This is a genomic window from Sphingomonas sp. 67-41 (assembly GCF_001899725.1).
Lineage (GTDB): Bacteria > Pseudomonadota > Alphaproteobacteria > Sphingomonadales > Sphingomonadaceae > Sphingomonas > Sphingomonas leidyi.
On record NZ_MKWJ01000022.1, the window covers coordinates 497,661 to 521,233 of the forward strand.

A 23,573-nucleotide genomic window follows, 5' to 3' on the forward strand; every position below is an offset into this window, starting at 1 on the left:
GCAGCGTCAACCCCCGGTGCGCGCATCCCGGGTTGCGCCGCCTGGCCGCCGCCCTTTCCGGCGCCCCGGCGATCGCCTATCCTGGCGCCATGCTCGCTGCCGCCCTCCTATCGCTCGCCGCGCCGGACGCCTGCGCTTCGGACTGGCGCCTGCTCTTCGCCAACGGACCCCAGGGCGAGGATGTCGCCGGAAGCCGCGCGGCGCTGATCGCGGCGGTGCGCCGCGGCAGTCCCTTGCGCGTCGGCTGGGGCGAAGCGGCCAAGGACGGCAGCTGGTCCGTCGAGGAATTCTCCAATGTCGGTTTCACCAACATCATGGGCGGCCGCGACCTGGTGGTGCAGCTGGAACCGGCGATGATCCAGAACGACTATCTCGACGCGAAGAAGGCCACGCTGCGCGCCGAGCCGCTGGAATGGCGCGCGATCATGTCCACGGACGGGCGCTTCGACGCGCAGATGACCGTGCCCGCCACGGGCAAGCTGTTCCGCACGCTGCGCCAGCGCACGCGGATCCATTGGTACGCGCTTGCGCCCGATCCGAAATGCGACGCGCGCGAAACAGTGAACTCGGCCCCGCCCGGGCGCGCGAACACCCTGGTCGAGAGCATCAAGCCGGTCGAATGACCGGGCCCGATCCCGCCGAGCCGGACAGGGCGCCGCATGGCGGATATGCACGCGGCACGCCGGGCTATCGGCGGCTGACGCTCGCGATGCTGTTCGCGGGCTTCTCGACCTTCTCGCTCCTCTATTCGGCCCAGCCGCTGCTGCCGCTGTTCGCCGACGAGTTCCGCCTCAGCGCGGAGGCGGCGAGCCTGGCCGTCTCGCTCGCCACCGGCCCGCTTGCGGTGGCGATCGTCGTCGCCGGCATGCTCTCCGACAAGCTTGGCCGGCGGCCGCTGATGGTGTTCGCGATGTTCGGCGCGGGATTGCTCACCACCCTGACCGGACTGGCGCCGGGCTGGAACGCGCTGCTGGCATTGCGCCTGCTCACGGGCATCGCGCTCGCCGGCATGCCGGCGGTGGCGATGGCCTATGTCAGCGAGGAGATCGAGCCCCATTCGGTGGGGCCGGCGATGGGCCTCTACATCGCCGGCAGCGCGATCGGCGGCATGGCCGGGCGGCTGGGGGTGAGCCTGCTCACCGAGCTGGTCGACTGGCGCTGGGGCCTGATCGGCGTCGGGCTGATCGGGCTGGCGATGGCCGAGGGCTTTCGCCGCCTCGCGCCGCCCTCGCGCCGCTTCGTGCCGCAGCCGATGCATCCGGGTGCGGTGCTGGCGGCGGGACGCGACCTGTTCCGGGACCGGGCGATGCCCCTGCTCTATGCCGAGGCGTTCCTCCTGATGGGGGTGTTCGTCACCATCTACAATTATGTCGGCTTCCGCCTGGTCGCGCCGCCTTTCGCCCTGGGCCATGCCGCGATCGGTGCGATCTTCCTGCTCTACCTGCTCGGCTCCGGGAGCTCGACCTGGTTCGGGCACCTGGCCGAGCGGCGCGGGCGGCGGCTGATCTTCTGGATCCCCACCGCGATGCTGCTGATCGGCACGGCGCTGACCGCATCTGCGCGGCTCGCCCTGGTGGTGGCCGGGATCGGCATCGTCACCATCGGCTTTTTCGGCGCCCACTCGATCGCCTCGAGCTGGGTGGGCCGGCGGGCGCGGGCGAGCCGGGGGCAGGCGGCGGCCTTCTACCTGTTCTTCTACTATATGGGATCGAGCCTGCTGGGCTCGGCGGGCGGCATCGCCTGGACCGGCTGGGGCTGGACCGGCGTGACGCTCTATTGCGGGGCGCTGACGTTGGTGGCGCTGGGAATCGCCGCAAAGCTGGCCACGGTGCCGCCGCTGGCGCTGCCCGAGGTTACACCGCCACGGCCGATGGGGGCGGATTGAGGCCGGCCGGTCAGTGGAAATGCCGCCAGGCGACGATCAGGGCGATCAACAGGCAGGTGAAGACGAGCAGCGCCAGGACAACCCGGTTGGGAAGCAGGAGCAGCAGATCGGACCAGTCGAACATCGCCTGGGGATGCCGCGATCCTCGCGCGTTCGCAACGCCCGCTACACGCCGAGCCATTCCAGCCCCGGTGGCAGCGCCTCTCCCGCGAAATCCACTTGCAGCACCCGCCGGCGCCCCGCGCCGCTGCTCGCGGCGGAGGCATGGACGATCGGCGTGGCGTACAGCCAGACATCGCCCGTATCGGCGAGGCAGCACGCGGTGCCGCAGCGTTCGACCACTGCCGCGAGCTCGCTCTCCGGAATACGGCCCAGCCGATGCGAGCCGGGCGCGATCAGCAGCGGCGCATTGTCCTGCGGCACCGGATCGAGATGGATCCGCATCGTCCGCATCGCCTCGATCAGCGCGAAGGGCGGTTCCACGTGGAGCAGCCCCTGCTTGACCGACCAGGGGCCGAATCCCGGCACCTCGCATCGCGCGCGCACCGCGATCGTCCGATCCTGATGCCAGCCGAGCGACCAGTTGGCGCCCGGGCTCTTGTCGAACAGGATCGCGCGGACCGGCCGCATGCCGGCAACCAGCCCGCCCAGCGCGGCGGGACCAAGCAATTCGGCCAAGCCCGGCACGCGATGCAGCCGGATTCCTGCGCGCTCGACAGGCTGGCTCGCGGCAAGCGCCGACAGCGCACCCAGAAAAGGGGCGGCCGCACCGGCAAGGTGCGCCGCCCCATCTTCGTTCAGCGAAAGCACCAGGCCTCAGAGCTTCTCGGTCAGCTCCGGCACGATCTTGAACAGGTCGCCGACCAGGCCGATGTCCGCCACCTGGAAGATCGGCGCGTCCTCGTCCTTGTTGATCGCGATGATCGTCTTGGAGTCCTTCATGCCCGCCAGGTGCTGGATCGCACCCGAGATGCCGATCGCGACATAGACTTCGGGCGCGACGATCTTGCCGGTCTGGCCGACCTGATAGTCGTTCGGGGCATAGCCCGCGTCCACGGCGGCGCGCGAAGCGCCGACGGCGGCGCCGAGCTTGTCCGCCAGCGGATCGATCTGCGCGTGGAACTGCTCCGACGAGCCGAGCGCGCGGCCGCCCGAGACGATCACCTTGGCGCTGGTCAGCTCCGGACGCTCGGACTTGGCGATCTCTGCGCCGGCGAAGGTGGAGAGGCCCTTGTCGCCCTCGCCGCTCACCGTCTCGATCGTGCCGCTGCCGCCGGTGGCCGCGGCCTTGGCGAAGGCCGTGCCGCGCACGGTGATCACCAGCTTCTTGTCGCTGGTCTGGACGGTGGCGATCGCATTGCCGGCATAGATCGGCCGGGTGAAGGTGTCCGCACCCTCTACCGAGAGGATGTCCGAGATCTGCATCACGTCGAGCGCGGCGGCCACGCGCGGCGCGATGTTCTTGCCGGTGGTGGTCGCCGGGAACAGCACCGCGTCGTGCGAGCCCATCAGCGACACGATCAGCGGCGCGACATTCTCGGCGAGGAAATGCTCGTAGGCGGCGTCATCGGCGACATGGACCTTGCCCACGCCCTCGATCGCCGCCGCCTGCTTGGCCACGCCGTCGACGCCCTTGCCGGCGACGAGGAGATGGACTTCGCCCAGCTTCGCCGCGGCGGTCACCACGGCAAGGGTGGCGTCCTTGAGGTTCTGATTGTCGTGCTCGACCCAAACCAGCGTCTTCATTTCGCCACTCCCAGCGCCTTGAGCTTCTCGACCAGCTCGTCGACCGAGCCCACCTTGACGCCGGCCGAGCGCTTGGCCGGCTCGACGACCTTGAGCGTCTTGAGGCGCGGCGCGACGTCGACGCCGTAATCCGCGACGGTCTTCTTCGCGACCGGCTTGGACTTGGCCTTCATGATGTTCGGCAGCGTCGCATAGCGCGGCTCGTTGAGGCGCAGATCGGTGGTGACGATCGCCGGCAGCTTGAGGTCGACGGTCTCGAGGCCGCCATCGACTTCGCGGGTGACCTGCACGCCCTGGCCGCCCAGCTCGACCTTCGAGGCGAAGGTGCCCTGGGGCCAGCCGAGCAGCGCGCCCAGCATCTGGCCGGTCTGGTTCGAATCGTCGTCGATCGCCTGCTTGCCCAGGATGATCAGCCCGGGCTGCTCTTCCTCGGCGACCTTGGCGAGCAGCTTGGCCACCGCCAGCGGTTCGACCTCGTCGTCGGTCTGGATCAGGATCGCACGGTCGGCGCCCATGGCGCGCGCAGTGAGCAGCACGTCCGACTCCGCCTTGGCGACGCCGATGGTGACCACCACCACTTCGGTCGCCGCACCCTTTTCCTTCAGGCGCACGGCTTCCTCGATCGCGATCTCGTCGAACGGGTTCATGCTCATCTTGACGTTGGCGAGGTCGACCCCCGTCCCGTCCGCCTTCACCCGCGGCTTCACGTTGTAGTCAAGCACCCGCTTGACCGGAACCAGCACTTTCATCGAAATCCTCTCCATCGCTGGAAGATCGGCAACACCGATCGCTAATGCCCGAGAATCGATTCAAGTCCAGCCCCAAAGCGCTTCCAGCATACCCGATCATCGAAAATGCCGCCCATATCGCCTTGTTACGGCAGCGCGACGAGTTCACCGCGAATTCAGGAAGGAACCTGCAATTTCGTGCAGGAAGGAGAGGGAATATGGGGAAATATCATGTGGCGCTCTGGGCGATGCTGGCGGTGACCGCCGCTACGGCACCAGCCTTTGCGCAGGATGCGCCGGTTGCCGCGGCCAAGGAGCAGGCCAAGCCCAAGGCGGGGACGCTCACCGGGCTGCCGGGCGCCGCGTCGTCCAGCTACGCACGCTGCGCGCCGGGCACGCCGATCGGCGGGATCGTGGTGAAGGGCGGGGTCAATCCGACCAAGCGGAGCGCCGAGCCCGAAGGCGCTTGCCCATCGGAAGAAGCGACGACTCGGACCATGCCGTCGCGCTTGTCGATGACGCCGACCACGATCAAGGCCGTCGCGCCGGCGGCGCCGCAATTGCTCAAGAAGAGCATCAGCGAGAAAGGCGTCAAGTAGACCGACGAGCGGGCCGCATCCGCGGCCCGCTTGCCGATCGGCGTCAGGCGGCGACCTTCTGGACTTCGGCGACGATCTTCTTCGCCGCGTCGCCCAGATCGTTCGCGGGAACGATGGCCAGGCCCGAATTGGCGAGGATGTCCTTGCCCTGCTGCACGTTGGTGCCCTCGAGGCGGACGACCAGCGGCACCGAGAGGTTCACTTCCTTCGCCGCGGCGACGATGCCCTCGGCGATGATGTCGCAGCGCATGATGCCGCCGAAGATGTTGACCAGGATGCCCTTCACCGCCGGATCGCTCAGGATGATCTTGAACGCCGCGGTGACCTTCTCCTTGTTGGCGCCGCCGCCGACATCGAGGAAGTTGGCCGGGAACATGCCGTTGAGCTTGATGATGTCCATCGTCGCCATCGCCAGGCCGGCGCCGTTGACCATGCAGCCGATATCGCCATCGAGCTTGATATAGGCGAGGTCGTATTTCGACGCCTCGAGCTCCATCGGATCCTCTTCGCTCTCGTCGCGCAGCTCGGCCAGGTCCTTGTGGCGGAACATCGCGTTCGAATCGAAGCCGACCTTGGCGTCGAGGACGAGCAGGTTGCCCTGCTCGGTCAGCGCCAGCGGATTGACTTCGATCTGCGCGGCGTCGGTGCCCTGGAAGGCGGCGAAGAGCGAGGCGGCAACCTTGGCCGCCTGCTTGCCCTGGTCGCCGGTCAGGCCCAGCGCGGCGGCGACGGCGCGGCCGTGATGCGGCATGAAGCCGGTCGCCGGATCGACGTCGAAGGTGTGGATCTTCTCGGGAGTCGAATGCGCGACTTCCTCGATGTCCATGCCGCCCTCGGTCGAGACGACGAAGGCGATGCGGCCGGTGACGCGATCGACGAGGAGCGCCAGGTAGAATTCCTTGGCGATGTCGGCGCCGTCGGTGATGTAGAGGCGGTTGACCTGCTTGCCGTGCTCGCCGGTCTGGATCGTCACCAGCGTGTTGCCGAGCATCTCGTGCGCGGCTTCGCGGACCTCGGCCTCGCTGCGGGCGAGGCGGACGCCGCCCTTGGCCTCGGGCGGGAGCTCCTTGAACTTGCCCTTGCCGCGGCCGCCGGCATGGATCTGCGCCTTCACGACATAGAGCGGCCCGGGCAGCCTGTTCATCGCCTCGACCGCCTGCTCGACGGTGAACGCGGCATAGCCGGCGGCGATCGGCGCACCGAACTTCGCGAGCAGTTCCTTGGCCTGATATTCGTGGATGTTCATGGGGAGCGCGCCCTCGTCATTTGTGGCGGGAAGGGGTTTGCGCGAGCCTTAAGCACGGCGCGCGCGCGAATCCAAATCTTTTCGGCGTAAACGCGATTGCGACGTAATTGCAATATGGCGATGAAGCCCCGCCCATGGCCACCCCGGACATGTTCCGGGACGACAGGATAGGGAGCTGGCCGGGCGACTCGCGTCTTCCGGCTGACGTATCGGCCCGGAACGCCTATCTACCCGCCATGTCCCTCTGGCTCGGCCTTGTCCTGTTCCTCGCCACCATCGCCGCGATGGAGGGCTTTGCCTGGACGATGCACCGCTGGGTGATGCACGGGCCGGGCTGGTTCCTCCACGCCAGCCACCACCGGCCCCGCAAGGGCCGGTTCGAATGGAACGACCTCTATGCCGTGATCTTCGCCATGCCCTCGATCCTGCTCCTGTACGGCGGGGTGCACGCGGGCTGGTGGCCGGGCCTTGCCTGGATCGGGGCCGGGATAGCCGGCTATGGCGCGATCTATTTCGGCTTCCACGACGTGATCGTCCATCAGCGGGTCCGTCATCGCTACGTCCCGCGATCCCGCTACATGAAGCGAATCGTCCAGGCGCACCGGCTGCACCATGCGGTCGAATCCAAGCATGGCGCGGTCAGCTTCGGCTTTCTGTGGGCGCCGCCCGCGGAGACGTTGAAGCGCCGGCTCAGGGCCAGGGCCGGTTTGGCCCGCTTCCGCGCCAACCCGGATTGACGCGGCCCCCGGCGCCGGACACATGCTTTGCGCCATGGAGCATCTGAACCTCTCCGAGTCCGAGTGGCGCAAACGCCTCACTCCGGAACAGTTTCACGTGCTGCGCGAGGCGGGCACCGAGCGGGCCTTTTCCGGCCACTACACCGACAACAAGGCCGATGGCCTCTATCTGTGCGCCGGCTGCAAGCTCGAACTGTTCGACAGCGCCGACAAGTTCGATTCGGGCTCGGGCTGGCCCAGCTTCACCCGGCCGATCGATTCGGAGAATGTCACCGAACATGCCGACACCAGCCATGGCATGCGCCGCGTCGAGCTGCGCTGCGCGCGCTGCGACGGGCATCAGGGCCATGTCTTCCCCGACGGGCCGCCGCCGACGGGCCTGCGCTACTGCATAAACTCGGTCGGCCTCGATTTCCGTTCACGTGGCGGCAACCAGAATGTCGCTACCAGCGAACCGAGCGGCGCCTGATCCTTGTGAGCGGGCCGAATAGGGCTTAATCGCACTCCCCCGATGCCATCGAAGAATTTGCCCACCGTGATCCGCACGCCCAAATGGCGTGACCTCTCCTTTTGGAAGCGAATCGCTTTCTGGATGCTGGTGAGCGGGGGTAGCCTGGCGCTGCTCGGCTTCATCGCGCTGCTGATCGCAGTCTATTCGACCAAGTCGACGCTGCCGAGCTTCGACGAACTCAAATCCTCGCCCAACGGCCAGATGATCCGCGTCCACGCGGCTGACGGCACCGTGCTGGTGTCGCTCGGGCCGAGCTATGGCGAATGGATCAAGTCCGACAAGATCCCGCAGGTGATGAAGGATGCGATCATCGCCACCGAGGATCGCCGCTTCGAATCGCATTGGGGCGTCGATCCCGTCGGCGTCGCGCGCATCTTCTGGCGCGCCAAGCAGCTGCACGACGAGGGCCGGCGCCTGCAGGGCGGCTCGACGATCACCCAGCAGGTGGCGCGCACCATCTTCCTGTCGAACAAGTACGATCTCGGCCGCAAGGTGCGCGAAGGCGTGATCGCGCTGGCGATGGAACGGAAGTTCACGAAGGACGAGATCCTCGAACTCTATCTCAACAAGGTCTATTTCGGCGGCGGCGCCTATGGCATCGACGCGGCGAGCCGGAAATTCTTCGGTCACCCCGCCACCAATCTCAGCCTGGCCGAAGCGGCGGTGATCGCCGGCCTGGTCAAGGCGCCTTCGCATTATTCGCCCACCGCCGATGCCGAGGCGGCGATCGGCCGCGCCAGCGTCGTGCTCGACCTGATGGCCGAGACCGGCAAGATCACGCAGAGCCAGGCCAAGGCCACCGATCCGCGCACCGTGGCGCTCGCCCCCGAGCCCCAGCAGAACAGCGTGCGCTATTTCACCGACTGGGCGCTGCCCCAGCTGGAAGTGCTGATCGACGAGACCGAGGCGCCGCTGGAGGTCTGGACCACGCTCGACCTCTCGATGCAACGCGCCGCCGACGACGCGGTCCGTGCCAACGCGCCCAAGAATGCGCAGGGCGCGCTGGTCAGCCTCGATCGCGACGGCGCGGTGCGCGCGATGGTGGGCGGCAAGGACTATGTCGCGTCCATCTACAATCGCGCGACCCAGGCGACCCGGCAGCCGGGCTCCGCGTTCAAGCTCTTCGTCTATCTCACCGCGCTGGAGGCCGGCCACAAGCCCGACGACATGGTGGTCGACGAGCCGGTGACGATCAACGGCTGGAGCCCGCGCAACAGCTCGGGCGCGTTCCGCGGCGAGATGAACATCCGCACTGCCTTCGCCTATTCGGTCAACACGATCGCGGCGAAGCTCGGCCAGGAAGTGGGCTTCGGCGCGATCGCCAACATGGCGCGCCGCTTCGGCATCACCACGCCCGTGGATACCCATCCGGCGATGGTGCTCGGCACTTCCGACGTCCGCCTGATCGACATGACCCGCGCCTTCGCCTCGGTGGCGAACAAGGGCGTGGCGGTGACACCCTATGGCATCACCCGAGTGACCGCGAACGGCGCGGTGATCTACCAGCATGAGGTGGATACCAGCCATGTCCTGGTCGCGCCCTATGTCGCCGCGCAGATGACCGACCTGATGCAGACCGCGGTCGCCACCGGCACCGGCCGCGCCGCGCAGATCGGCCGCCCGGTGGCAGGCAAGACCGGCACGACCACGTCGAACAAGGACGGCTGGTTCGTCGGCTTCTCCTCGGGCCTCACCACCGGCGTGTGGATGGGCCGCGACGACGCCAAGGTGGTCCCCGGCCTGCAGGGCGGTACCGCGCCGGCCCGCGCCTTTCACGACTTCATGGTCAAGGCAGTCGCCAAGCGCCCGGTCGAGCAGTTCGACACCCAGGTGACGTTGCCGGAGTACCAGCTCGACGAAGAGAATGCCGCCTATGCCGAGCCGGACAACGGCCTGTTCGTCGACCCGGACGGCAACCCGCTGCCCGAGGATCAGCAGCCGCGCGGGGACGGCACCGAGCAGGTCCAGCCCCCGCACGGCCAGGACGAGCAGCTCGACCAGGACTGGATCGACCGGATGACCGGCCGCAAGGCCCCCGCCCCGGCCCAGCGCGACCAGCGCGATACGCCGCGCGACGTACCTCGCCAGCCGGCCTCGCCGCCGCGGGGCGACGCGCCGCGCGGGGAGCCGCAATAGGCGCCCTGGGGAAGGGGAAGCCTTACCGGCCGTACCAGTGCAGCGCCGCGCCGTTGCGCTTGAGCCAGGCCCGTGCCCGCTCCGGATCGCCTTCGTACAGCTCCGCCACCACGCGGTGGAACGCCGGCGAATGATTCATGTGGAGCCGGTGCGCCACTTCATGCGCCACGGTCGATCGCCGCACATGGCTCGGCGCCAGCAGCAGCCGCCAGCTGTAACGGATCTGGCCCGAGGAAGCGCAGCTCCCCCAGCGCCCGCGCGGATCGCCGATCGAGACCTTGGTGACCGTAACGCCCGCGCGCTCGGCATATTCCGCCGTCTCCTCGCTCAACAGGTCGAGTGCCGCCTGGCGGAGCCAGCGCTCGATGCGCCGCTCCAGCCCCTCGCGCGGGCCGCCGCAGAACAGCCGGTCGCCGGCCAGACGCGGCGTGCGCCCGGCGCCGGTCGCCGGCCAGACGATCTCCACCTCGGCATCGCCGATCGGGATTCGCGCGCCCGGCGCGAACGGCCGCGCCTCGGGCATCTTCGCCTGCTGCGCCGCGATCCAGCCCTGCTGCTCGCGCGCCCAGTCCATGCCCTTCTTGAGCGAGGCGCGCGGCGGCAGCGTCAGCTTCACGCGGCCGGACCGCGGATCGACCGAGAGCCGCATCCGCCGCGCCCGGGCGTGACGGACCACCTCGATCTCCGGTTCGCTCAAAGCTCGCGGTCCACCAGATGGTGCTCGAAATCGACGACGTCGTCCTCGCTCACCGTCCAGCCGCGCGTCGACTGGCCGGCCGCATGGACCGATTCGGGATCGCCGCTCACCAGATAATGCCAATCGGGCAGGGGCTTGCCTTCGCCGCGCAGGCGATAGGCGCAGGTGGAGGGCAGCCATTCGATGTCGCGGACGTTGCGCGCGGTCAGCCGCACGCATTCGGGGACATAGGCATGGCGGTGCTTATAGTCGGAGCAGCGCCCCATCCGCCGGTCGAGCAGGCGGCAGGCGACATTGGTCGCCATCAGCTCGCCGGTCTCCTCGTCCTCGAGCTTGTGGATGCAGCATTTGCCGCAGCCGTCGCAAAGGGCTTCCCATTGCGCCCGGTCGAGCTTTTCCAGCGGCAGGTCTTCCCAGAATTTCCCGGTCATCTCACCCAATGGTCGAGCTGCTCCACCACGGCCGCAGCATCCTTCTCGATCGGCAGCGACGTGATCGGCTTGCCGTCCTTGTCCATCAGATAGGCAATCTGGCTGTGCCCTACCAGATAGGCGCCGTTCGGGCCGGCCGGTTCCTTCTTCGCATAGACCGCATATTGCTTCTCCACCGCCGCGATCGCCGCCGGGCTGCCGGTGAGGCCGACGATGCGATCGTCGAAGTTGCGCACGAACGCGCCGACCACCTTGGGCGTGTCGCGCTCGGGATCGACGGTGATGAAGATCGGCACGATCGCCTTGGCCTTGGCCGGCGCCTGCTTGTCGAGCGTCTTCATCGCCTGGCCGATCTTGAGCATGTCGTTCGGACAGATGTCGGGACACCAGGTATAGCCGAAATAGACGATGCGATATTTGCCGGCGAAATCGCTGTCGCGCACCGGCTTGCCGTCCGGATCGGTCAGCGTGAAGGGGCCGCCGATGCGGGCGCCGGCGAGCGGCGGTTCGCCCGGAGCGGCGCTGCAGCCCGAGACGATCAGTAGCAAAGGCGCAAGGGCCTGAAATATCCTGCTCATGGTATCGTCAGCCATGATCTGATAGTCCGGGGCTTGCAAGCACTGCCGCTATGGGGTTTGGGCAAGACATGAACGTTCGCGTATTGGGCGCCGCCGGCGCCGCCCTGCTGATGCTCGCCGCCGCGCCCGCATCGGCCCAGCAATTCTCCGACAGCTACAATTTCCTCAACGCCATCCGCGAGACGGACGGCACGAAGGTGAACAAGTATCTGGAGAACAAGTCGCTCCGCATCGTCAACACCAAGGATCGTTCGACCGGCGAGGGCGCGCTCCACATCGTGGTGCGGCGCAGCGATTCCACTTATCTGCGCGTGCTGCTCCAACAGGACGACATCAATCCGAACCTGCAGGACAATCGCGGCAATACCCCGCTGATCATCGCCGCCGAGCGTGGCTGGGGCGACGGCGTGCAGATTCTGCTCAAGTACGGCGCCAATGTGAACACGGCCAACACCAGCGGCGAGACGCCGTTGATCCGCGCCGTCCAGGTTCATGACATCGACGTCGCCCGCCAGCTCCTCGCCGCCGGCGCCAATCCGGACCGGACCGACAATGTCACCGGCAAGTCGGCGCGCGACTATGCCCGCGACGAGACCCGATATCCGCAGATCGCCAAGCTGCTCGCCGAAGCGCCCAAGGGCGGCAAGTCGGGCAGCGCGGCTCCGGCCGGCCCGAAGCTCTAGAACGCCGCTTCCGCGTCGGGATCGAGGATCTGGATGACCCGGCGCGCCGCGCGCCGGGCAAAGGCCAGCGTGCATTTCCGCCGTGTCGGCGCGGGCAGGGGGAATGTCGCCGCCTCGCGCATCACCGCCGCATCGTAGCGATCGGCGACGATCAGTCCCGCGCGCGCGGGCAGGAAACCCTCCTGCTCGAAGGGCCTGAGGTCGAACCCCTCGGGCACCGCCCAGAAGAAGCGATCGCAATGCGCGAGATAATCGGTCCATTTGCCGTCGCCGAGCAGATCGGCACGCGATACCTTGATCTCGACGATGACGATGTTGCCGCGCGAATCGATCGCCATCAGATCGGCGCGGCGGCCGCCCTCCAGCGGCACCTCGGCGAGCGCGACGCAATCGTGGCGGAGCAGCAGCCGAGTGACGCCGCGCGCGACATCGGCGGCGATCAAGGGCCCATCGGGCAGCGGGTCTTCCGGAATCGAAACGGCCGGGGAAGTCATCCCCGACCGTCTAGAACATTACGCGAACGCAGGGAAGCCCGCGACTCGCCTATCTTGGATTTCGGCACCGGGCCGGCGCCGCCAATCCGCCATCAACGATAGAAGACATGGTTGCCGACGGCGCCCACGCGCGCACGCTTCCAGCTCGGCTTCACATAGCGGGCATGGAAGTAGAGCGCTTCGGGCACGGGCGAATCCCACTGGTCCTTCATCGCGACCTGGGCCACGGCGAGCGCCTTCTTCCACTGGCCGTTGGCCGGCGGGGTGGGCAGCTTGCCGCCGCGGACGAAGGAAAACTGGCCGCGCTGGGTCACCACGCCGCAGACCGAGCGCGGGAAGCGACCCGATTCGGTGCGGTTGAGGATCACGTCCGCCACGGCGAGCTGGCCGGCGAGCGGCTCGCTCTTCGCCTCGTAATAGACGCTCACGGCGAGGCAGTTGAGCTCGCTGTCGAGCGACGCGGGCGCATCCTGCGCGGCCACGGCTTCGGTGAGCGAATTGAAATCTTCGTCGTCCGGATCCGCATTGGGGATCGGCTGGACGATCTCGGTCTTTTCCTGGATCGGAGTCGGCGCGGCCTGCGGGGCCGGCGCGGGAACCTGCTGGAGGTTCTGGACGTTGACCAGTTGAACCGGCGCATCTTGCGCGTCCGCGGTCATGTCGAGCGTGGCGGCATTCGCAAGTGCGCCAGCGCAAAAAGTCACGGCCGCGAAACCCGCGGCGCGATGGATGAACTTCATTAGGCTTCGTTGCTGTGCGGTTGGTGCGCGGCCGGCCCGTTTTCTGTATTGGACCGCCGGGCTTCCCCCCCGACTGCGTAACCGACCGACTTCACACCCCGGCAGGCACAACGCGATTGATAGTAGGGGCCGCCTTTCGCCGGCCGCGTCCTACATGTCAATTCATCGCGATCGTTTCAGCGGCGAAGCGTTCCGCATCCGCGATGTCCAGTTCCACTACCCAGAGGTCGGAATCGCGCGCGCGGCGCCGCCGCCAATAGGCCGTAACCTCGCCCTCGTCGGCGAATTGGTGTGGGCCCGAGGCGATCAGCGCGGGGTTTCCGTCGGGGCCCAGCCCACGCTCGACGAAGCGCGGATTGGCGCCCCGCTCGACCAGCAGGAGCAGTATCGCGCCGGCAGTCGCATCGCCCCTGGCCAGTACCATCGCACCGCCGCCGGCCCCTTCGGCACGGCGGATCAGCGCATTGACCAGCATGCCGGTGGCGATCCGCGCCATCAGCCCTGGCGATATCCGGGAAGCGAGGCGAGCGGGATGCGCGAACGCATGAAGGTGCCGGTGCCGCGCGCCGCTTCCTCGCCGGTCGCGTCGATCAGCCGGGCCTCGCCGACGAACACGCGCCGCTGCCCGCTCACCCAGCGCCCTTCCGCCACCACCGGCCCGGGGCCGAGCGGCTTGGTGAACAACAGGTTGAACTGCGTCGTCAGCACGAAGCGATCGGTGACCAGGCTGTTCACCGCATAGAAGGCGGCATCGTCGAGCATCTTGAAATAGCTCGTGCCATGCGCCGCGCCGGCCGCATGGAAATAGCGCTCGTCGATGGTGAAGCGGATGCGCGCGACGCCACCTTCCGGGATTTCGAGCACGGACTCGAACAGCCGGTTGATCGGTGCCGCGGCATAGAGCGATTCGAGCGCGCGGAAATGCGCCGTCGCCCCGACGGGCTCCTCAGGCTGCGTCACGCGCCTCCACGCCCGCGAGCAGCGCATAGAGTGCATCGCGCGATCCGGCGCCGCGCAGCTTGGCGGCGATCGCCTTGTCGCGCAGACAGCGCGAGACGCAAGCCAGGGCCTTCAGATGCTCGGCACCCGCGCCCACCGGCGAGAGCAGCATGAAGACGAGGTCGACGGGCAGTTCGTCCACCGCGCCGAAATCGACCGGCTTGTCCAGCCGCACGAACACGCCGCAGACGCGGCGGATCGCGTCCAGCTTGCCGTGCGGAATGGCGATGCCGGCGCCGAAGCCGGTCGAGCCCAGCTTCTCGCGCTCGGAAAGGGTTTCGGAAACGGCACGCGCGTCGAGACCATAAGCCTCGGCTGCGGTGGCACCCAGCGCCGCGAACAGCGCCTTCTTGCTGGCAACACTCACGCCGGAGAGCACTGCCTCCGGCACGAGCAATTCAGTGATGGTCGTCATCGATATTCCAGTTGAGGTCCGCCCCCCGGGGCCTGCCTTTAATACTCAGGCGGCACGATTGGGTTCCACCCATCCGATGGTCCCGTCGCCGCGCCGATAGACCATGTTATGGGCACCTGTCGCGCTATTTCGGAAAAGCAGCGCATTGGTGTTCCGCAGATCGAGCATCATGACCGCATCCGAAACCGTGGCATCGGGCACGTCGACCCGAGTCTCCGCGATGATCAGCGGCGCATCGACCGGCTCGTCCTCGTCCACCGTCTCCTGGAAAAGGGTGTAGCCGGCATTGTTGTCATAGGCGCCGTTCTCGGCGAACGCATTGACCACGCCGTTCTGGCGGTCCTTCAGCCGGCGGGTGTAGCGGCGCAGCTGCTTGTCGATCCGGTCGGCTGCGCCGTCGAACGCGCCATGGGCCTCCATGCCCTTGTTCGTCGCCTTGAGGACAAGGCCCTGGGTGACGTGCATCACGATGTCACAGGTGAACCCGTTGTCGTGCGGCCCCTTGCCGAAGGTCGCCTGGGACGAGATCGCGCGCGAGAAATACTTGCCCGCAATCCCCTGGAGCCGTTCGTTGACCTGCGCCTTGAGCGCGTCGCCGGTCTCGACCTGATGCCCAGAAACCCGGATGTCCATTGTTCACCTCCACTTTGTACCGAGGACCCCGGCTGGTGCGGGTCCGAACCGATCAACCGCCGGCAAATGCCGGGAGTCAACTGGCCGGGGCGACGCCCCAGAGCGGGTCCTCCATCTTAGAGAGAAAGGCCGCGTGGCGTTCGAGTTCCGCCGCGCTGGCGCTAAATTGGCGTGCCGGGCGCGCATGTCCGCGCGCCGGCGCCTCGACCATCGTCTCGCGCGCCACCGGCGCGTCCACCGCCAGGCCCAGCGTGATCTGCCGCCCGCCGGTAAGCTCGACATAGACCTGCGCGAGCAGCGAAGCGTCGATCAGCGCGCCGTGCAGCGTGCGCTGGGTGAGATCGATGCCGTAGCGGGTACACAGCGCATCGAGCGTGTGCTTGGCGCCCGGATGCCTGACGCGCGCGATCGCCAGCGTGTCGACCATGCGGCCCAGGTCGACGATCGGTCGGCCGCTGCGGGTCAGCTCGCCATTGATGAAGCCGAAGTCGAAATTGGCGTTGTGCGCGATCATCGGGCTGTCGCCGATGAACTCCAGCATGTCCTCGACCACGTCCTCGAACAACGGCTTGTCCGAGAGGAACACGTCCGACAGGCCGTGGACGTTGAACGCCTCGATCGGCATCGGGCGCTGGGGATTGATATAGGCGTGGAAGGTGCGGCCGGTCATCACGCGGTTGAGCAGCTCGACGCATCCGATCTCGACCAGCCGGTCGCCACCCGAGAAGCTGAGCCCGGTGGTTTCGGTGTCGAACACGATTTCACGCATGGGAACCTTATCCTCCCACGCGGCCCGCTAGGCAAGCGATGACATCACGGACCACCGCGCGCGTCTCCCCGATCGGCACGCCGGTGGGGATCACGAAATCCGCGCGCGCGCGCTTTTCCGAGTCGGGCAGCTGACGGGCGAGGATCGCCTCGAATCGCGCCGCGGTCATGCCCGGGCGGGCGAGCACGCGTTCGCGCTGCACCTCGGCCGGCGCGGAGACCACGGCAATCCTGTCGACATGGCGCCAGCCGCCCGCCTCGAACAACAAGGGCACGTCGAGCACGACCAGCGGCGCATCGCGATTCGCCTGGAGAAAGGCCTCGCGCATCTCCGCCACCGCGGGATGGAGGATCGCCTCGAGCCGGGCAAACGCGCCGGGGTCGGCAGTCACCGCTTCGCGCAACAGCGCGCGGTCCACCCCGAGATCGCCGGTGGTGCCCGGGAATGCCGCCTCGATCGCGGCGAGCGCGGCACCTCCCGGCCCCTGGAGCCGATGGACCTCGGCATCGGCATCGAACACCGGCACGCCGTCTTCCGCGAACATCGCCGCTACCGTCGACTTGCCCATGCCGATCGACCCGGTGAGGCCCAGGATGATCGCGGGGCGGGTGATCATGACGTCAGCAGAAGCGCGCGCAGTTCCGCATCGCGGTCGCGCGGGGGCTCGGCACCAAAGAACAGCTCGAAGGCGAGCGCGGCCTGGCCGACCAGCATCTCGAGCCCGTCCACCGTGTCGAGATCGCGGTCGCGCGCCTGGGCAAGGAGATCGGTCTCAAGCGGGGCATAGACTGCGTCATAGACCACCGCGTCCTCGGGCAGCGGCGACAGGTCGATTTCGAGCGGCGGCTGGCCGACCATGCCGAGCGCGCTGGCATTCACCAGCAGCGCGGCCGGCGGCAGCTTGGCCAAAAGGGGAAGCGCCTCGCCCTTGATCCCGAACCCGGAGAGCAGGGCCGCGCCCTTGAGCACGTTGCGGTTGAGCAAGGTCACTCGGCCGATGCCGACCTTGGACAGTGCGAACAGGATCGCCCGCGCCGCGCCGCCCGCGCCGATCACCACCGCATGCCTGCCCTCGAGATCGAGGCCGGCGATCGGTGCGTAGAAGCCGCCGGCATCGGTGTTGGTGCCGATCAGCGCGCCGTCCTCGGCCCGCACCACCGTGTTGATCGCGCCGATCGACTGGCGGATGCCGCCGCGATCCTCGACGAATTCGAGCGCGGCCTGTTTGTGGGGCAGGGTGATGTTGCAGCCGCGCCAGTCGGGATCCGCCCTGCGCGATTCGAAATAGCCGGCCAGTTCCTCGGGCTTCACATGGGCGCGGCGATATTCGGCCGCGATGCCGAGCTGTCCCAGCCAGAAACCGTGGATCAGCGGCGACTTGGACTGGGCGATGGGGTCGCCGATCACTTCGGCATAGGCTGTCATGACGTCAATATTCCTCGGATGCGCAGATAGTCGAGGATCGGCAGCAGCGGCATGCCGAGGATGGTGAAGTGGCTGCCCTCGGTCCGGCTGAACAGCTGGACGCCGGGGCCCTCGATCCGGAAACAGCCGACGCAACCGGCGATGGCGGGCCATTCCATGTCGAGATATTCCGCGATGAACGTCTCGGAGAGCGGGCGGACGTGCAGCCGCGCGCGATCGACATGGCGCCACACTGCCCGGCCACCCTCGGCGATCACCGCGGCGCTGTAGATGTCGTGCGTCCGGCCCGACATGCGGCGCAGATGATCCGCCGCCTGCTCGCGGCTTTCGGGCTTGTCGAGCAGCGAGCCGTCGTCGAGCGCGACCAGCGAATCGCCGCCCAGCACCAGCGCGCCCGGCACGAGGCCGGAGACCTTGAGCGCCTTCAGCTCGGCCAGCGCATCGGCCAGGTCGCGCGGGGAAATGCCGCCGGCGACCAGCGACTCCTTGGCCGAGGCTTCGTCGACCTGTGCCGTCACGGCTTCATGCGGCACGCCGGCATCGTTGAGCATGGCGCGGCGCGAAGCGCTTTGCGAGGCGAGCACCAGCTTCATGATCTTCCCTTTTCGAGCGTCCGTTCGTTGCACAGCTGGATGATCGCCGCGGCAGTCTCCTCGATCGAGCGGCGCGTCACGTCGATCACCGGCCAGCCATTGTCGGCGAACATCCGCCGCGCATAGGCGACTTCGCGCGTCACCGCGTCCTGCTCGACATAGCTGGTCTCGGTCGCCTGGTTCAGCGAGAGCAGCCGGTTGCGGCGAATCTGGATCAGCCGGTCGGCACTCGTGGTAAGGCCGACGATCAGCGGATGCTTGAGGTCGAACAGCTCCGGCGGCGGCGGCGATTCGACCACGATCGGGATGTTGGCGGTCTTGTAGCCCCGGTTCGCCAGGTAGATCGACGTCGGCGTCTTGGACGAGCGCGAGACGCCGGCCAGCAGGATGTCGGCTTCCTCCCAATCCTCGGCGAGCAGCCCGTCATCGTGCGCGATGGTGAACTGGATCGCGTCGACGCGCGCGAAATAGGCGGCATCCAGGGTATGTTGCCGCCCCGGGCGCGCCTTGGCTTCTTGGCCGAGCAGGTTGGAGAGCGCATGGTTGACCGGATCGAGCGGCGCGATCGCCGGCAATCCCATCGCCCGGCAGCGACTCTCCAGCGTGCGGCGGATCTCGGGATTCACCAGCGTGTAGAGCACCAGCCCCGGATTCTGGGCGATTTCCTGCAGGATCCGCTCGAGATGCGCTTCGCTACGCACCATCGGCCAGAAATGCCGCAGCGTCTCCACATCGTCATATTGGGCCAGCGCCGCCTTGGCGATGTTCTCCAGCGTCTCGCCGGTGGAATCGGAAAGGAGGTGGAGATGGAGACGCATCAGGCCGTGAGTGAATCTGTGGAGAACATGCCGCACAGCCACTAGCGCAACCGGGCGCACGAACCAATCGGGTCAGTTTGACGACTCCGGCTGGTGATTCGTCCACATGCCCGTCCCCAGCTTGTGATTCCGATCCACAGCCTGTTGAAAACGGGGACGGCGCCGGCGAATCCGGAGACTCCCGAGGGCCCGCCGGAGTCAATCTGTTGGCAAGTCGCGGACGAATGCATAAGCCCCGGTTTCCACGCGCCAACAGACTCCAACAATTCCTAGATTCTCTTTTAATAGTTTTAGGACCGAGGCCCTGATCGTCCCCCGAACCAAGCCGTTGCTCGAGACGCTGAAGGGCGTTCGACAGGAAGTGCCGCCCATATGGCTGATGCGCCAGGCGGGCCGCTATCTGCCCGAATATCGCGCGCTCCGGGCCGAGAAGGGCGGATTCCTCGAACTGGCGCTCGATCCGCAGGCCGCCGCCGAGATCACGCTCCAGCCGATCCGCCGCTTCGGCATGGACGGCGCGATCCTGTTCTCCGACATATTGATGGTGCCGATGGCGCTGGGCCAGAAACTCTGGTTCGAAACCGGCGAGGGGCCGCGGCTGGCACCGACCGTGACGTCGCGCGACGTCCTGGATGCCCTTGAATCGCGTCCTGAGGCCCTGCAGCCGGTGTACGAGACCGTCCGGCAGGTACGGACTACCCTCGACCCGCGCGTGACCTTCCTGGGCTTCGCAGGCAGTCCCTGGACCGTCGCCACCTATATGATCGCAGGGCAGGGCAGCCGCGAGCAGGCGGAGGCACGTCGGCTGGCCTATGCGGATCCCGGACTCATGCAGGCGCTGGTCGATCGCATCGCCGACTGCACGATCGACTATCTGAACGCCCAGATCGATGCCGGCGTTGAAGCGGTGCAGCTGTTCGACAGCTGGGCCGGCAGCCTCTCGCCCGAGCAGTTCGAACGCTGGGTGATCGCTCCCACCGCCCGCATCGCGGCGGCGGTGAAGGGCCGGGCGCCGGTGATCGGCTTCCCCAAGGGCGCCGGCGGCAAGCTCCCCGCCTATGCCCGCGAGACCGGTGTCGATGCGATCGGGCTCGACGAGACGGTCGATCCGGCCTGGGCCGACGGCGTGCTGCCCGACGATCTCCCCGTGCAGGGCAATCTCGATCCGCTGGCGCTGATCGCCGGGGGCGAGACGCTCGATCGCGCGGTCGAGCGGATCCTTTCGGCCTTTCCAAGCCGCCCGCATGTGTTCAATCTCGGCCACGGCATCCAGCAGGACACGCCGATCGCGCATGTCGAGCGGCTGCTGGCGCGGATCAGGAGGGGTTGATGGCAGCCCGCGAGCGGAGGCGAGCATGACGGGATTCCTGGGCGGGGCCTATCTCTGGGTCAAGGCGTTCCACATCATCTTCGTGATCTTCTGGATGGCCGGCCTGTTCCTGCTGCCGCGCTATCTCGTCCATCACCAGGAGGCGCTCGGCACGCCGGAAGCCGCGGCCTGGACGAAGCGCGAGACGCTGCTCCGCCGGATGATCCTCACGCCCTCGATCGTGATCGTCTGGCTGCTCGGACTCGCCCTTGCTGCCAATCTCGGATTGTTCGAAGGTGGCGCCGGCCTGGGTTGGCTGCATGCCAAGCTATTGATCGTATTGCTTCTTTCCGGATTTCACGGCTGGGCGGTCAGCTATTCGCGCAAACTCGCCAATGGTCGCGGACCGATCCCCGCGCGGCGGCTGCGCATGCTGGGCGAATTGCCCGCGCTGGCAGTGATCGCGATCGTCATCCTGGCGGTCGTGAAGCCCTTCTGACGGCCAACGTAACATAATTGCGCCAGGCTTCCGTCTCCCGCAAGATGAGGCTTGCCGCAAAAGCGTGATGCAGGCCGCCGAGACCGGTTGACTTGGCCTTGGGCCATACCTAATTCGGCGTTGTGGTCCGGGTCACCGGGCCATCCCTCCTCCAAGCATCGTTATTCGCGCGCGACCGTACCGCCGACCGACGCTCCCTCCCAGGCAATCCAGGCACCCGGACTCCCAATGCATCTCAAGGACCTCAAGAAGAAAGCCCCCGCCGAACTGGTCTCGATGGCCGAAGAGCTCGGCGTCGAGAGCGCTTCGACTTTGCGCAAGCAGGATCTGCTCTTCGCGATCCTCAAGGCACAGGCCGAGCAGGGCGACCAGATCATGGGCGAGGGCACGATTGAAGTGCTGCCCGACGGCTTCGGCTTCCTGCGCAGCCCCGAGGCGAATTATCTCGCCGGCCCCGACGACATCTATGTCTCGCCCAACCAGGTCCGCAAGTTCGGCCTGCGCACCGGCGATACGGTGGAAGGCGAGATTCGCGCGCCCAAGGACGGCGAACGCTATTTCGCGCTCACGCGCCTGGTCTCGGTCAATTTCGACGATCCCGATGCGGTCCGCCACCGCGTCAACTTCGACAACCTCACGCCGCTCTATCCCGAGCAGAAGCTGACGCTCGACAGCCTCGATCCGACGATCAAGGACAAGTCGGCGCGCGTGATCGACATCGTCGCGCCGCAGGGCAAGGGCCAGCGCGCGCTGATCGTGGCGCCGCCGCGCGTCGGCAAGACCGTGCTGCTCCAGAACATCGCCAAGGCGATCACCGACAATCACCCCGAGGTCTTCCTCATCGTGCTGCTCATCGACGAGCGCCCCGAGGAAGTGACCGACATGCAGCGCAGCGTGAAGGGCGAAGTGATTTCCTCGACCTTCGACGAGCCGGCGCAGCGCCACGTCCAGGTCTCCGAGATGGTGATCGAGAAGGCCAAGCGCCTGGTCGAGCACAAGAAGGACGTGGTGATCCTGCTCGATTCGATCACGCGCCTCGGCCGCGCCTACAACACGGTGGTGCCGTCGTCGGGCAAGGTGCTCACCGGCGGCGTCGACGCGAACGCCCTGCAGCGCCCGAAGCGTTTCTTCGGTGCCGCGCGCAACATCGAGGAAGGCGGTTCGCTCTCGATCATCGCCACGGCGCTGATCGACACCGGCAGCCGCATGGACGAAGTGATCTTCGAAGAGTTCAAGGGCACCGGCAACTCGGAAATCGTCCTCGACCGCAAGGTGGCCGACAAGCGCATCTTCCCGGCGCTCGACGTCGGCAAGTCGGGCACCCGCAAGGAGGAGCTGCTGGTCGACAAGTCCAAGCTCACCAAGATGTGGGTGCTGCGCCGCATCCTCATGCAGATGGGCACCGTCGATGCGATGGAATTCCTGCTCGACAAGATGAAGGATTCGAAGACCAACGAGGACTTCTTCGACAGCATGAACCAGTGATCGTCCGGACCCCTCCTTTCCAGGGAGGGGGCATGGCGGGATTGGGAAAGGCCGGGCGCGATGCCCGGCCTTTTCTTTTGCCGGCGTCGCGCTAGGGCTTAGCGATGCTCGACTTGCTTCTCAGCGCCGCCACGGCCGGTATGGGTTCTCCGCTCGATATCTGGAACCACATCGTCGCCGACTTCTCGAATCTCGGCGATCCGTCCGCGCTCGCCGCCTTCGGCTCGGTGCTGATGATCGACCTGGTGCTGGCGGGCGACAATGCGATCGTCGTCGGCGCGCTCGCCGCGGGCCTGCCGGCGGACCAGCGCAAGAAGGTGATCCTGATCGGCATCGGCGCGGCGCTCCTGCTGCGTATCCTCTTCGCGCTGATCGTCAGCTGGCTGATGGGGATCGTCGGGCTGATCTTCGCGGGCGGGCTGTTGCTGCTCTGGGTAAGCTGGAAGTTCTGGCGCGAGATCCGCGAGGGCGGCCCGCATGCCGATGAAGTCGAATCGGGCCTGAAGCCGGCCAGGAGCTTCGCCGCCGCGGCCTGGGCGGTTGCCGTGGCCGATGTCTCGATGAGCCTCGACAACGTCCTCGCCGTGGCCGGTGCCGCACGCGAGCATCCGGGTATCCTGGTCGTCGGCCTGCTGCTCTCGGTCGCGCTGATGGGCATCGCCGCGAACCTGATCGCCAAGCTGATCAACCGCTATCCGTGGATCGCCTATCTCGGCCTCATCGTGATCGTCTTTGTCGCCTTCCGGATGATCTATGAAGGCTGGGTGGGCACGCACGGCACGCCGGGGATCGCCAGCTTCTTCTGAGGAACGGGCCGGATGTCCTTGCAATGGCCCTGGACATCGTTGCTGGCGGTCATGGCAGTGGTGTCTTGGATCGTTGTCTTTCGGTTCGGGATAGGGAGGCCGGCCAAGCGCCCATCGCTGAAACGGCCTCTCGCATTTGAAGCCGATCCCCTGATCGCTGCGCACGCGATGCTTGCAGGCTTCTGGGCGCATGGCGGCGACCATCCGGCACCCCATGCGGATGCGGAGACGGCGGTGCTGGGCCTCGAGCGCCGCTATGGTATCGTGCTGCCCGCAGACTTTCGCGCCTATCTGTTGTACGTGGCGCCGAAGGAAGATCATTGGGATGACGGGGACGCCATTTGGTGGCCACCCACCAGAATCCGGAACATCCCCGAAGAATATGCGCATGCGCTCGACAACCCGGCCGTCGCGGCCAAGGCGGAGCGTTGTCTGTTCTTCGCGGATTACATGATCTGGTTCTGGGCCTGGATCATCTGCTGCGAAGAGGGCGAAGACTATGGCCGGATCGCCGTTATCGCCGCGGGCGAGCGCTGGGTCGCCGACAGCTTCACCGACTTCGTGAAAGCCTATGTCGCTGACCCGATGTCGGTGTGCTGAGGCACTCGCAA

Annotated in this window: 30 protein-coding genes; 12 read left to right on the forward strand and 18 right to left on the reverse strand. The window is 67.1% G+C overall.

Annotated features, from left to right (window positions below; translation table 11 throughout):
* Positions 1-89 precede the first annotated feature (89 nt).
* Together BGP17_RS13250 and BGP17_RS13255 are read left to right on the forward strand one after the other, a co-directional pair.
* Positions 90-623 carry a hypothetical protein gene (locus tag BGP17_RS13250; protein WP_286712338.1) on the forward strand — a complete coding sequence of 178 codons (534 nt, stop codon included), beginning with the start codon at positions 90-92 and terminating at the stop codon, positions 621-623.
* Positions 620-1,885: an MFS transporter gene (locus BGP17_RS13255; protein WP_286712339.1), complete on the forward strand. Its 1,266-nt coding sequence runs from the start codon at positions 620-622 to the stop codon at positions 1,883-1,885. Before BGP17_RS13250 ends, BGP17_RS13255 begins: the two co-directional genes overlap by 4 nt.
* A 165-nt stretch (positions 1,886-2,050) precedes the next feature.
* Here BGP17_RS13255 and BGP17_RS13260 read toward each other — a convergent pair whose 3' ends face one another.
* From BGP17_RS13260 to BGP17_RS13270, 3 genes are read right to left on the reverse strand one after another with little or no spacing between them, the layout of a single operon-like run.
* Positions 2,051-2,695 carry a phytanoyl-CoA dioxygenase family protein gene (locus BGP17_RS13260; protein ID WP_286712340.1) on the reverse strand — a complete coding sequence of 215 codons (645 nt, stop codon included), beginning with the start codon at positions 2,693-2,695 and terminating at the stop codon, positions 2,051-2,053.
* Between the two features lie 6 nt (positions 2,696-2,701).
* A complete protein-coding gene (locus BGP17_RS13265) occupies positions 2,702-3,631 on the reverse strand; it encodes an electron transfer flavoprotein subunit alpha/FixB family protein (RefSeq protein WP_286712341.1) in 930 nt (309 codons plus the stop codon).
* A complete protein-coding gene (locus tag BGP17_RS13270) occupies positions 3,628-4,380 on the reverse strand; it encodes an electron transfer flavoprotein subunit beta/FixA family protein (protein ID WP_086128412.1) in 753 nt (250 codons plus the stop codon). The genes BGP17_RS13265 and BGP17_RS13270 overlap by 4 nt, the downstream gene beginning before the upstream one ends.
* Positions 4,381-4,577: 197 nt before the next feature.
* Between BGP17_RS13270 and BGP17_RS13275 the strand changes: the two genes are divergently transcribed.
* Positions 4,578-4,958 carry a hypothetical protein gene (locus BGP17_RS13275; protein WP_286712342.1) on the forward strand — a complete coding sequence of 127 codons (381 nt, stop codon included), beginning with the start codon at positions 4,578-4,580 and terminating at the stop codon, positions 4,956-4,958.
* Between the two features lie 43 nt (positions 4,959-5,001).
* Here BGP17_RS13275 and sucC read toward each other — a convergent pair whose 3' ends face one another.
* Positions 5,002-6,204: an ADP-forming succinate--CoA ligase subunit beta gene (sucC, locus tag BGP17_RS13280; protein WP_167300072.1), complete on the reverse strand. Its 1,203-nt coding sequence runs from the start codon at positions 6,202-6,204 to the stop codon at positions 5,002-5,004.
* A gap of 236 nt (positions 6,205-6,440) precedes the next feature.
* Here sucC and BGP17_RS13285 point away from each other — a divergent pair, with 236 nt between their 5' ends.
* The 3 genes from BGP17_RS13285 to BGP17_RS13295 all read left to right on the forward strand — a co-directional run bounded on the left by BGP17_RS13285 (position 6,441) and on the right by BGP17_RS13295 (position 9,588).
* Positions 6,441-6,941 carry a sterol desaturase family protein gene (locus tag BGP17_RS13285; protein WP_286712343.1) on the forward strand — a complete coding sequence of 167 codons (501 nt, stop codon included), beginning with the start codon at positions 6,441-6,443 and terminating at the stop codon, positions 6,939-6,941.
* 34 nt (positions 6,942-6,975) lie between these two features.
* On the forward strand, positions 6,976-7,410 hold the full coding sequence (gene msrB, locus BGP17_RS13290) for a peptide-methionine (R)-S-oxide reductase MsrB (protein WP_167300071.1): 435 nt from the start codon (positions 6,976-6,978) through the stop codon (positions 7,408-7,410).
* Positions 7,411-7,533: 123 nt separating this feature from the next.
* On the forward strand, positions 7,534-9,588 hold the full coding sequence (locus BGP17_RS13295) for a transglycosylase domain-containing protein (protein ID WP_167300519.1): 2,055 nt from the start codon (positions 7,534-7,536) through the stop codon (positions 9,586-9,588).
* Positions 9,589-9,610: 22 nt separating this feature from the next.
* Here the strand turns inward: BGP17_RS13295 and BGP17_RS13300 are convergent, their stop codons facing one another.
* Genes BGP17_RS13300 through BGP17_RS13310 form a run of 3 tightly spaced genes read right to left on the reverse strand, consistent with a single transcriptional unit; the run spans position 9,611 to position 11,309 of the window.
* On the reverse strand, positions 9,611-10,285 hold the full coding sequence (locus BGP17_RS13300) for a M48 family metallopeptidase (RefSeq protein ID WP_286712344.1): 675 nt from the start codon (positions 10,283-10,285) through the stop codon (positions 9,611-9,613).
* Positions 10,282-10,716 carry a YcgN family cysteine cluster protein gene (locus BGP17_RS13305; RefSeq protein ID WP_208413652.1) on the reverse strand — a complete coding sequence of 145 codons (435 nt, stop codon included), beginning with the start codon at positions 10,714-10,716 and terminating at the stop codon, positions 10,282-10,284. Before BGP17_RS13305 ends, BGP17_RS13300 begins: the two co-directional genes overlap by 4 nt.
* Positions 10,713-11,309, reverse strand: a complete 597-nt coding sequence (locus BGP17_RS13310) for an SCO family protein (protein WP_167300069.1) — start codon at positions 11,307-11,309, stop codon at positions 10,713-10,715. Before BGP17_RS13310 ends, BGP17_RS13305 begins: the two co-directional genes overlap by 4 nt.
* A 53-nt stretch (positions 11,310-11,362) precedes the next feature.
* On the opposite strand from BGP17_RS13310, the gene BGP17_RS13315 reads away from it, so the two are divergent.
* Positions 11,363-11,977 carry an ankyrin repeat domain-containing protein gene (locus BGP17_RS13315; RefSeq protein ID WP_167300068.1) on the forward strand — a complete coding sequence of 205 codons (615 nt, stop codon included), beginning with the start codon at positions 11,363-11,365 and terminating at the stop codon, positions 11,975-11,977.
* On the opposite strand, the gene BGP17_RS13320 is transcribed toward BGP17_RS13315, so the two are convergent.
* From BGP17_RS13320 to BGP17_RS13370, 11 genes are all read right to left on the reverse strand, one after another.
* On the reverse strand, positions 11,974-12,471 hold the full coding sequence (locus BGP17_RS13320) for an MmcB family DNA repair protein (RefSeq protein ID WP_167300067.1): 498 nt from the start codon (positions 12,469-12,471) through the stop codon (positions 11,974-11,976). The genes BGP17_RS13315 and BGP17_RS13320 overlap by 4 nt on opposite strands.
* Before the next feature lie 92 nt (positions 12,472-12,563).
* Complete coding sequence (locus tag BGP17_RS13325; protein WP_167300066.1) at positions 12,564-13,211, reverse strand: cell wall hydrolase; 648 nt, start codon at positions 13,209-13,211, stop codon at positions 12,564-12,566.
* A gap of 157 nt (positions 13,212-13,368) precedes the next feature.
* Entirely contained in the window at positions 13,369-13,707 is a 339-nt protein-coding gene (locus BGP17_RS13330; protein WP_167300065.1) for a DUF1491 family protein, read from the reverse strand.
* Positions 13,707-14,198, reverse strand: a complete 492-nt coding sequence (locus BGP17_RS13335) for a PaaI family thioesterase (protein ID WP_167300064.1) — start codon at positions 14,196-14,198, stop codon at positions 13,707-13,709. The genes BGP17_RS13330 and BGP17_RS13335 overlap by 1 nt, the downstream gene beginning before the upstream one ends.
* On the reverse strand, positions 14,158-14,625 hold the full coding sequence (locus tag BGP17_RS13340) for a PTS sugar transporter subunit IIA (protein WP_167300063.1): 468 nt from the start codon (positions 14,623-14,625) through the stop codon (positions 14,158-14,160). The genes BGP17_RS13335 and BGP17_RS13340 overlap by 41 nt, the downstream gene beginning before the upstream one ends.
* 45 nt (positions 14,626-14,670) lie before the next feature.
* Positions 14,671-15,258, reverse strand: coding sequence for a ribosome hibernation-promoting factor, HPF/YfiA family (hpf, locus tag BGP17_RS13345; protein ID WP_167300062.1), 588 nt, complete (start codon positions 15,256-15,258; stop codon positions 14,671-14,673).
* A 76-nt stretch (positions 15,259-15,334) separates the two neighbouring features.
* A complete protein-coding gene (gene dnaQ, locus BGP17_RS13350; RefSeq protein WP_167300061.1) occupies positions 15,335-16,027 on the reverse strand; it encodes a DNA polymerase III subunit epsilon in 693 nt (230 codons plus the stop codon).
* Between the two features lie 7 nt (positions 16,028-16,034).
* Complete coding sequence (coaE, locus tag BGP17_RS13355) at positions 16,035-16,643, reverse strand: dephospho-CoA kinase (protein WP_286712345.1); 609 nt, start codon at positions 16,641-16,643, stop codon at positions 16,035-16,037.
* Positions 16,640-17,452, reverse strand: coding sequence for a shikimate dehydrogenase (aroE, locus tag BGP17_RS13360; RefSeq protein ID WP_286712346.1), 813 nt, complete (start codon positions 17,450-17,452; stop codon positions 16,640-16,642). The genes coaE and aroE overlap by 4 nt, the downstream gene beginning before the upstream one ends.
* The gene (locus BGP17_RS13365) at positions 17,449-18,045 is read right to left on the reverse strand and encodes a Maf family protein (RefSeq protein WP_286712347.1); all 597 of its coding nucleotides are present in this window, start codon (positions 18,043-18,045) and stop codon (positions 17,449-17,451) included. The genes aroE and BGP17_RS13365 overlap by 4 nt, the downstream gene beginning before the upstream one ends.
* Positions 18,042-18,863, reverse strand: coding sequence for a pyruvate, water dikinase regulatory protein (locus BGP17_RS13370; protein WP_208413581.1), 822 nt, complete (start codon positions 18,861-18,863; stop codon positions 18,042-18,044). Before BGP17_RS13370 ends, BGP17_RS13365 begins: the two co-directional genes overlap by 4 nt.
* A 265-nt stretch (positions 18,864-19,128) precedes the next feature.
* On the opposite strand from BGP17_RS13370, the gene hemE reads away from it, so the two are divergent.
* From hemE to BGP17_RS13395, 5 genes are all read left to right on the forward strand, one after another.
* A complete protein-coding gene (gene hemE / locus BGP17_RS13375) occupies positions 19,129-20,193 on the forward strand; it encodes a uroporphyrinogen decarboxylase (protein ID WP_380926318.1) in 1,065 nt (354 codons plus the stop codon).
* A 25-nt stretch (positions 20,194-20,218) separates the two neighbouring features.
* Positions 20,219-20,671: a CopD family protein gene (locus tag BGP17_RS13380; protein WP_286712348.1), complete on the forward strand. Its 453-nt coding sequence runs from the start codon at positions 20,219-20,221 to the stop codon at positions 20,669-20,671.
* Positions 20,672-20,899: 228 nt separating this feature from the next.
* Positions 20,900-22,156: a transcription termination factor Rho gene (rho, locus tag BGP17_RS13385; protein ID WP_137862830.1), complete on the forward strand. Its 1,257-nt coding sequence runs from the start codon at positions 20,900-20,902 to the stop codon at positions 22,154-22,156.
* A 104-nt stretch (positions 22,157-22,260) separates the two neighbouring features.
* On the forward strand, positions 22,261-22,962 hold the full coding sequence (locus tag BGP17_RS13390; RefSeq protein ID WP_167300056.1) for a TerC family protein: 702 nt from the start codon (positions 22,261-22,263) through the stop codon (positions 22,960-22,962).
* A 12-nt stretch (positions 22,963-22,974) separates the two neighbouring features.
* Positions 22,975-23,562, forward strand: coding sequence for an SMI1/KNR4 family protein (locus BGP17_RS13395; RefSeq protein ID WP_286712349.1), 588 nt, complete (start codon positions 22,975-22,977; stop codon positions 23,560-23,562).
* Positions 23,563-23,573 lie beyond the last annotated feature (11 nt).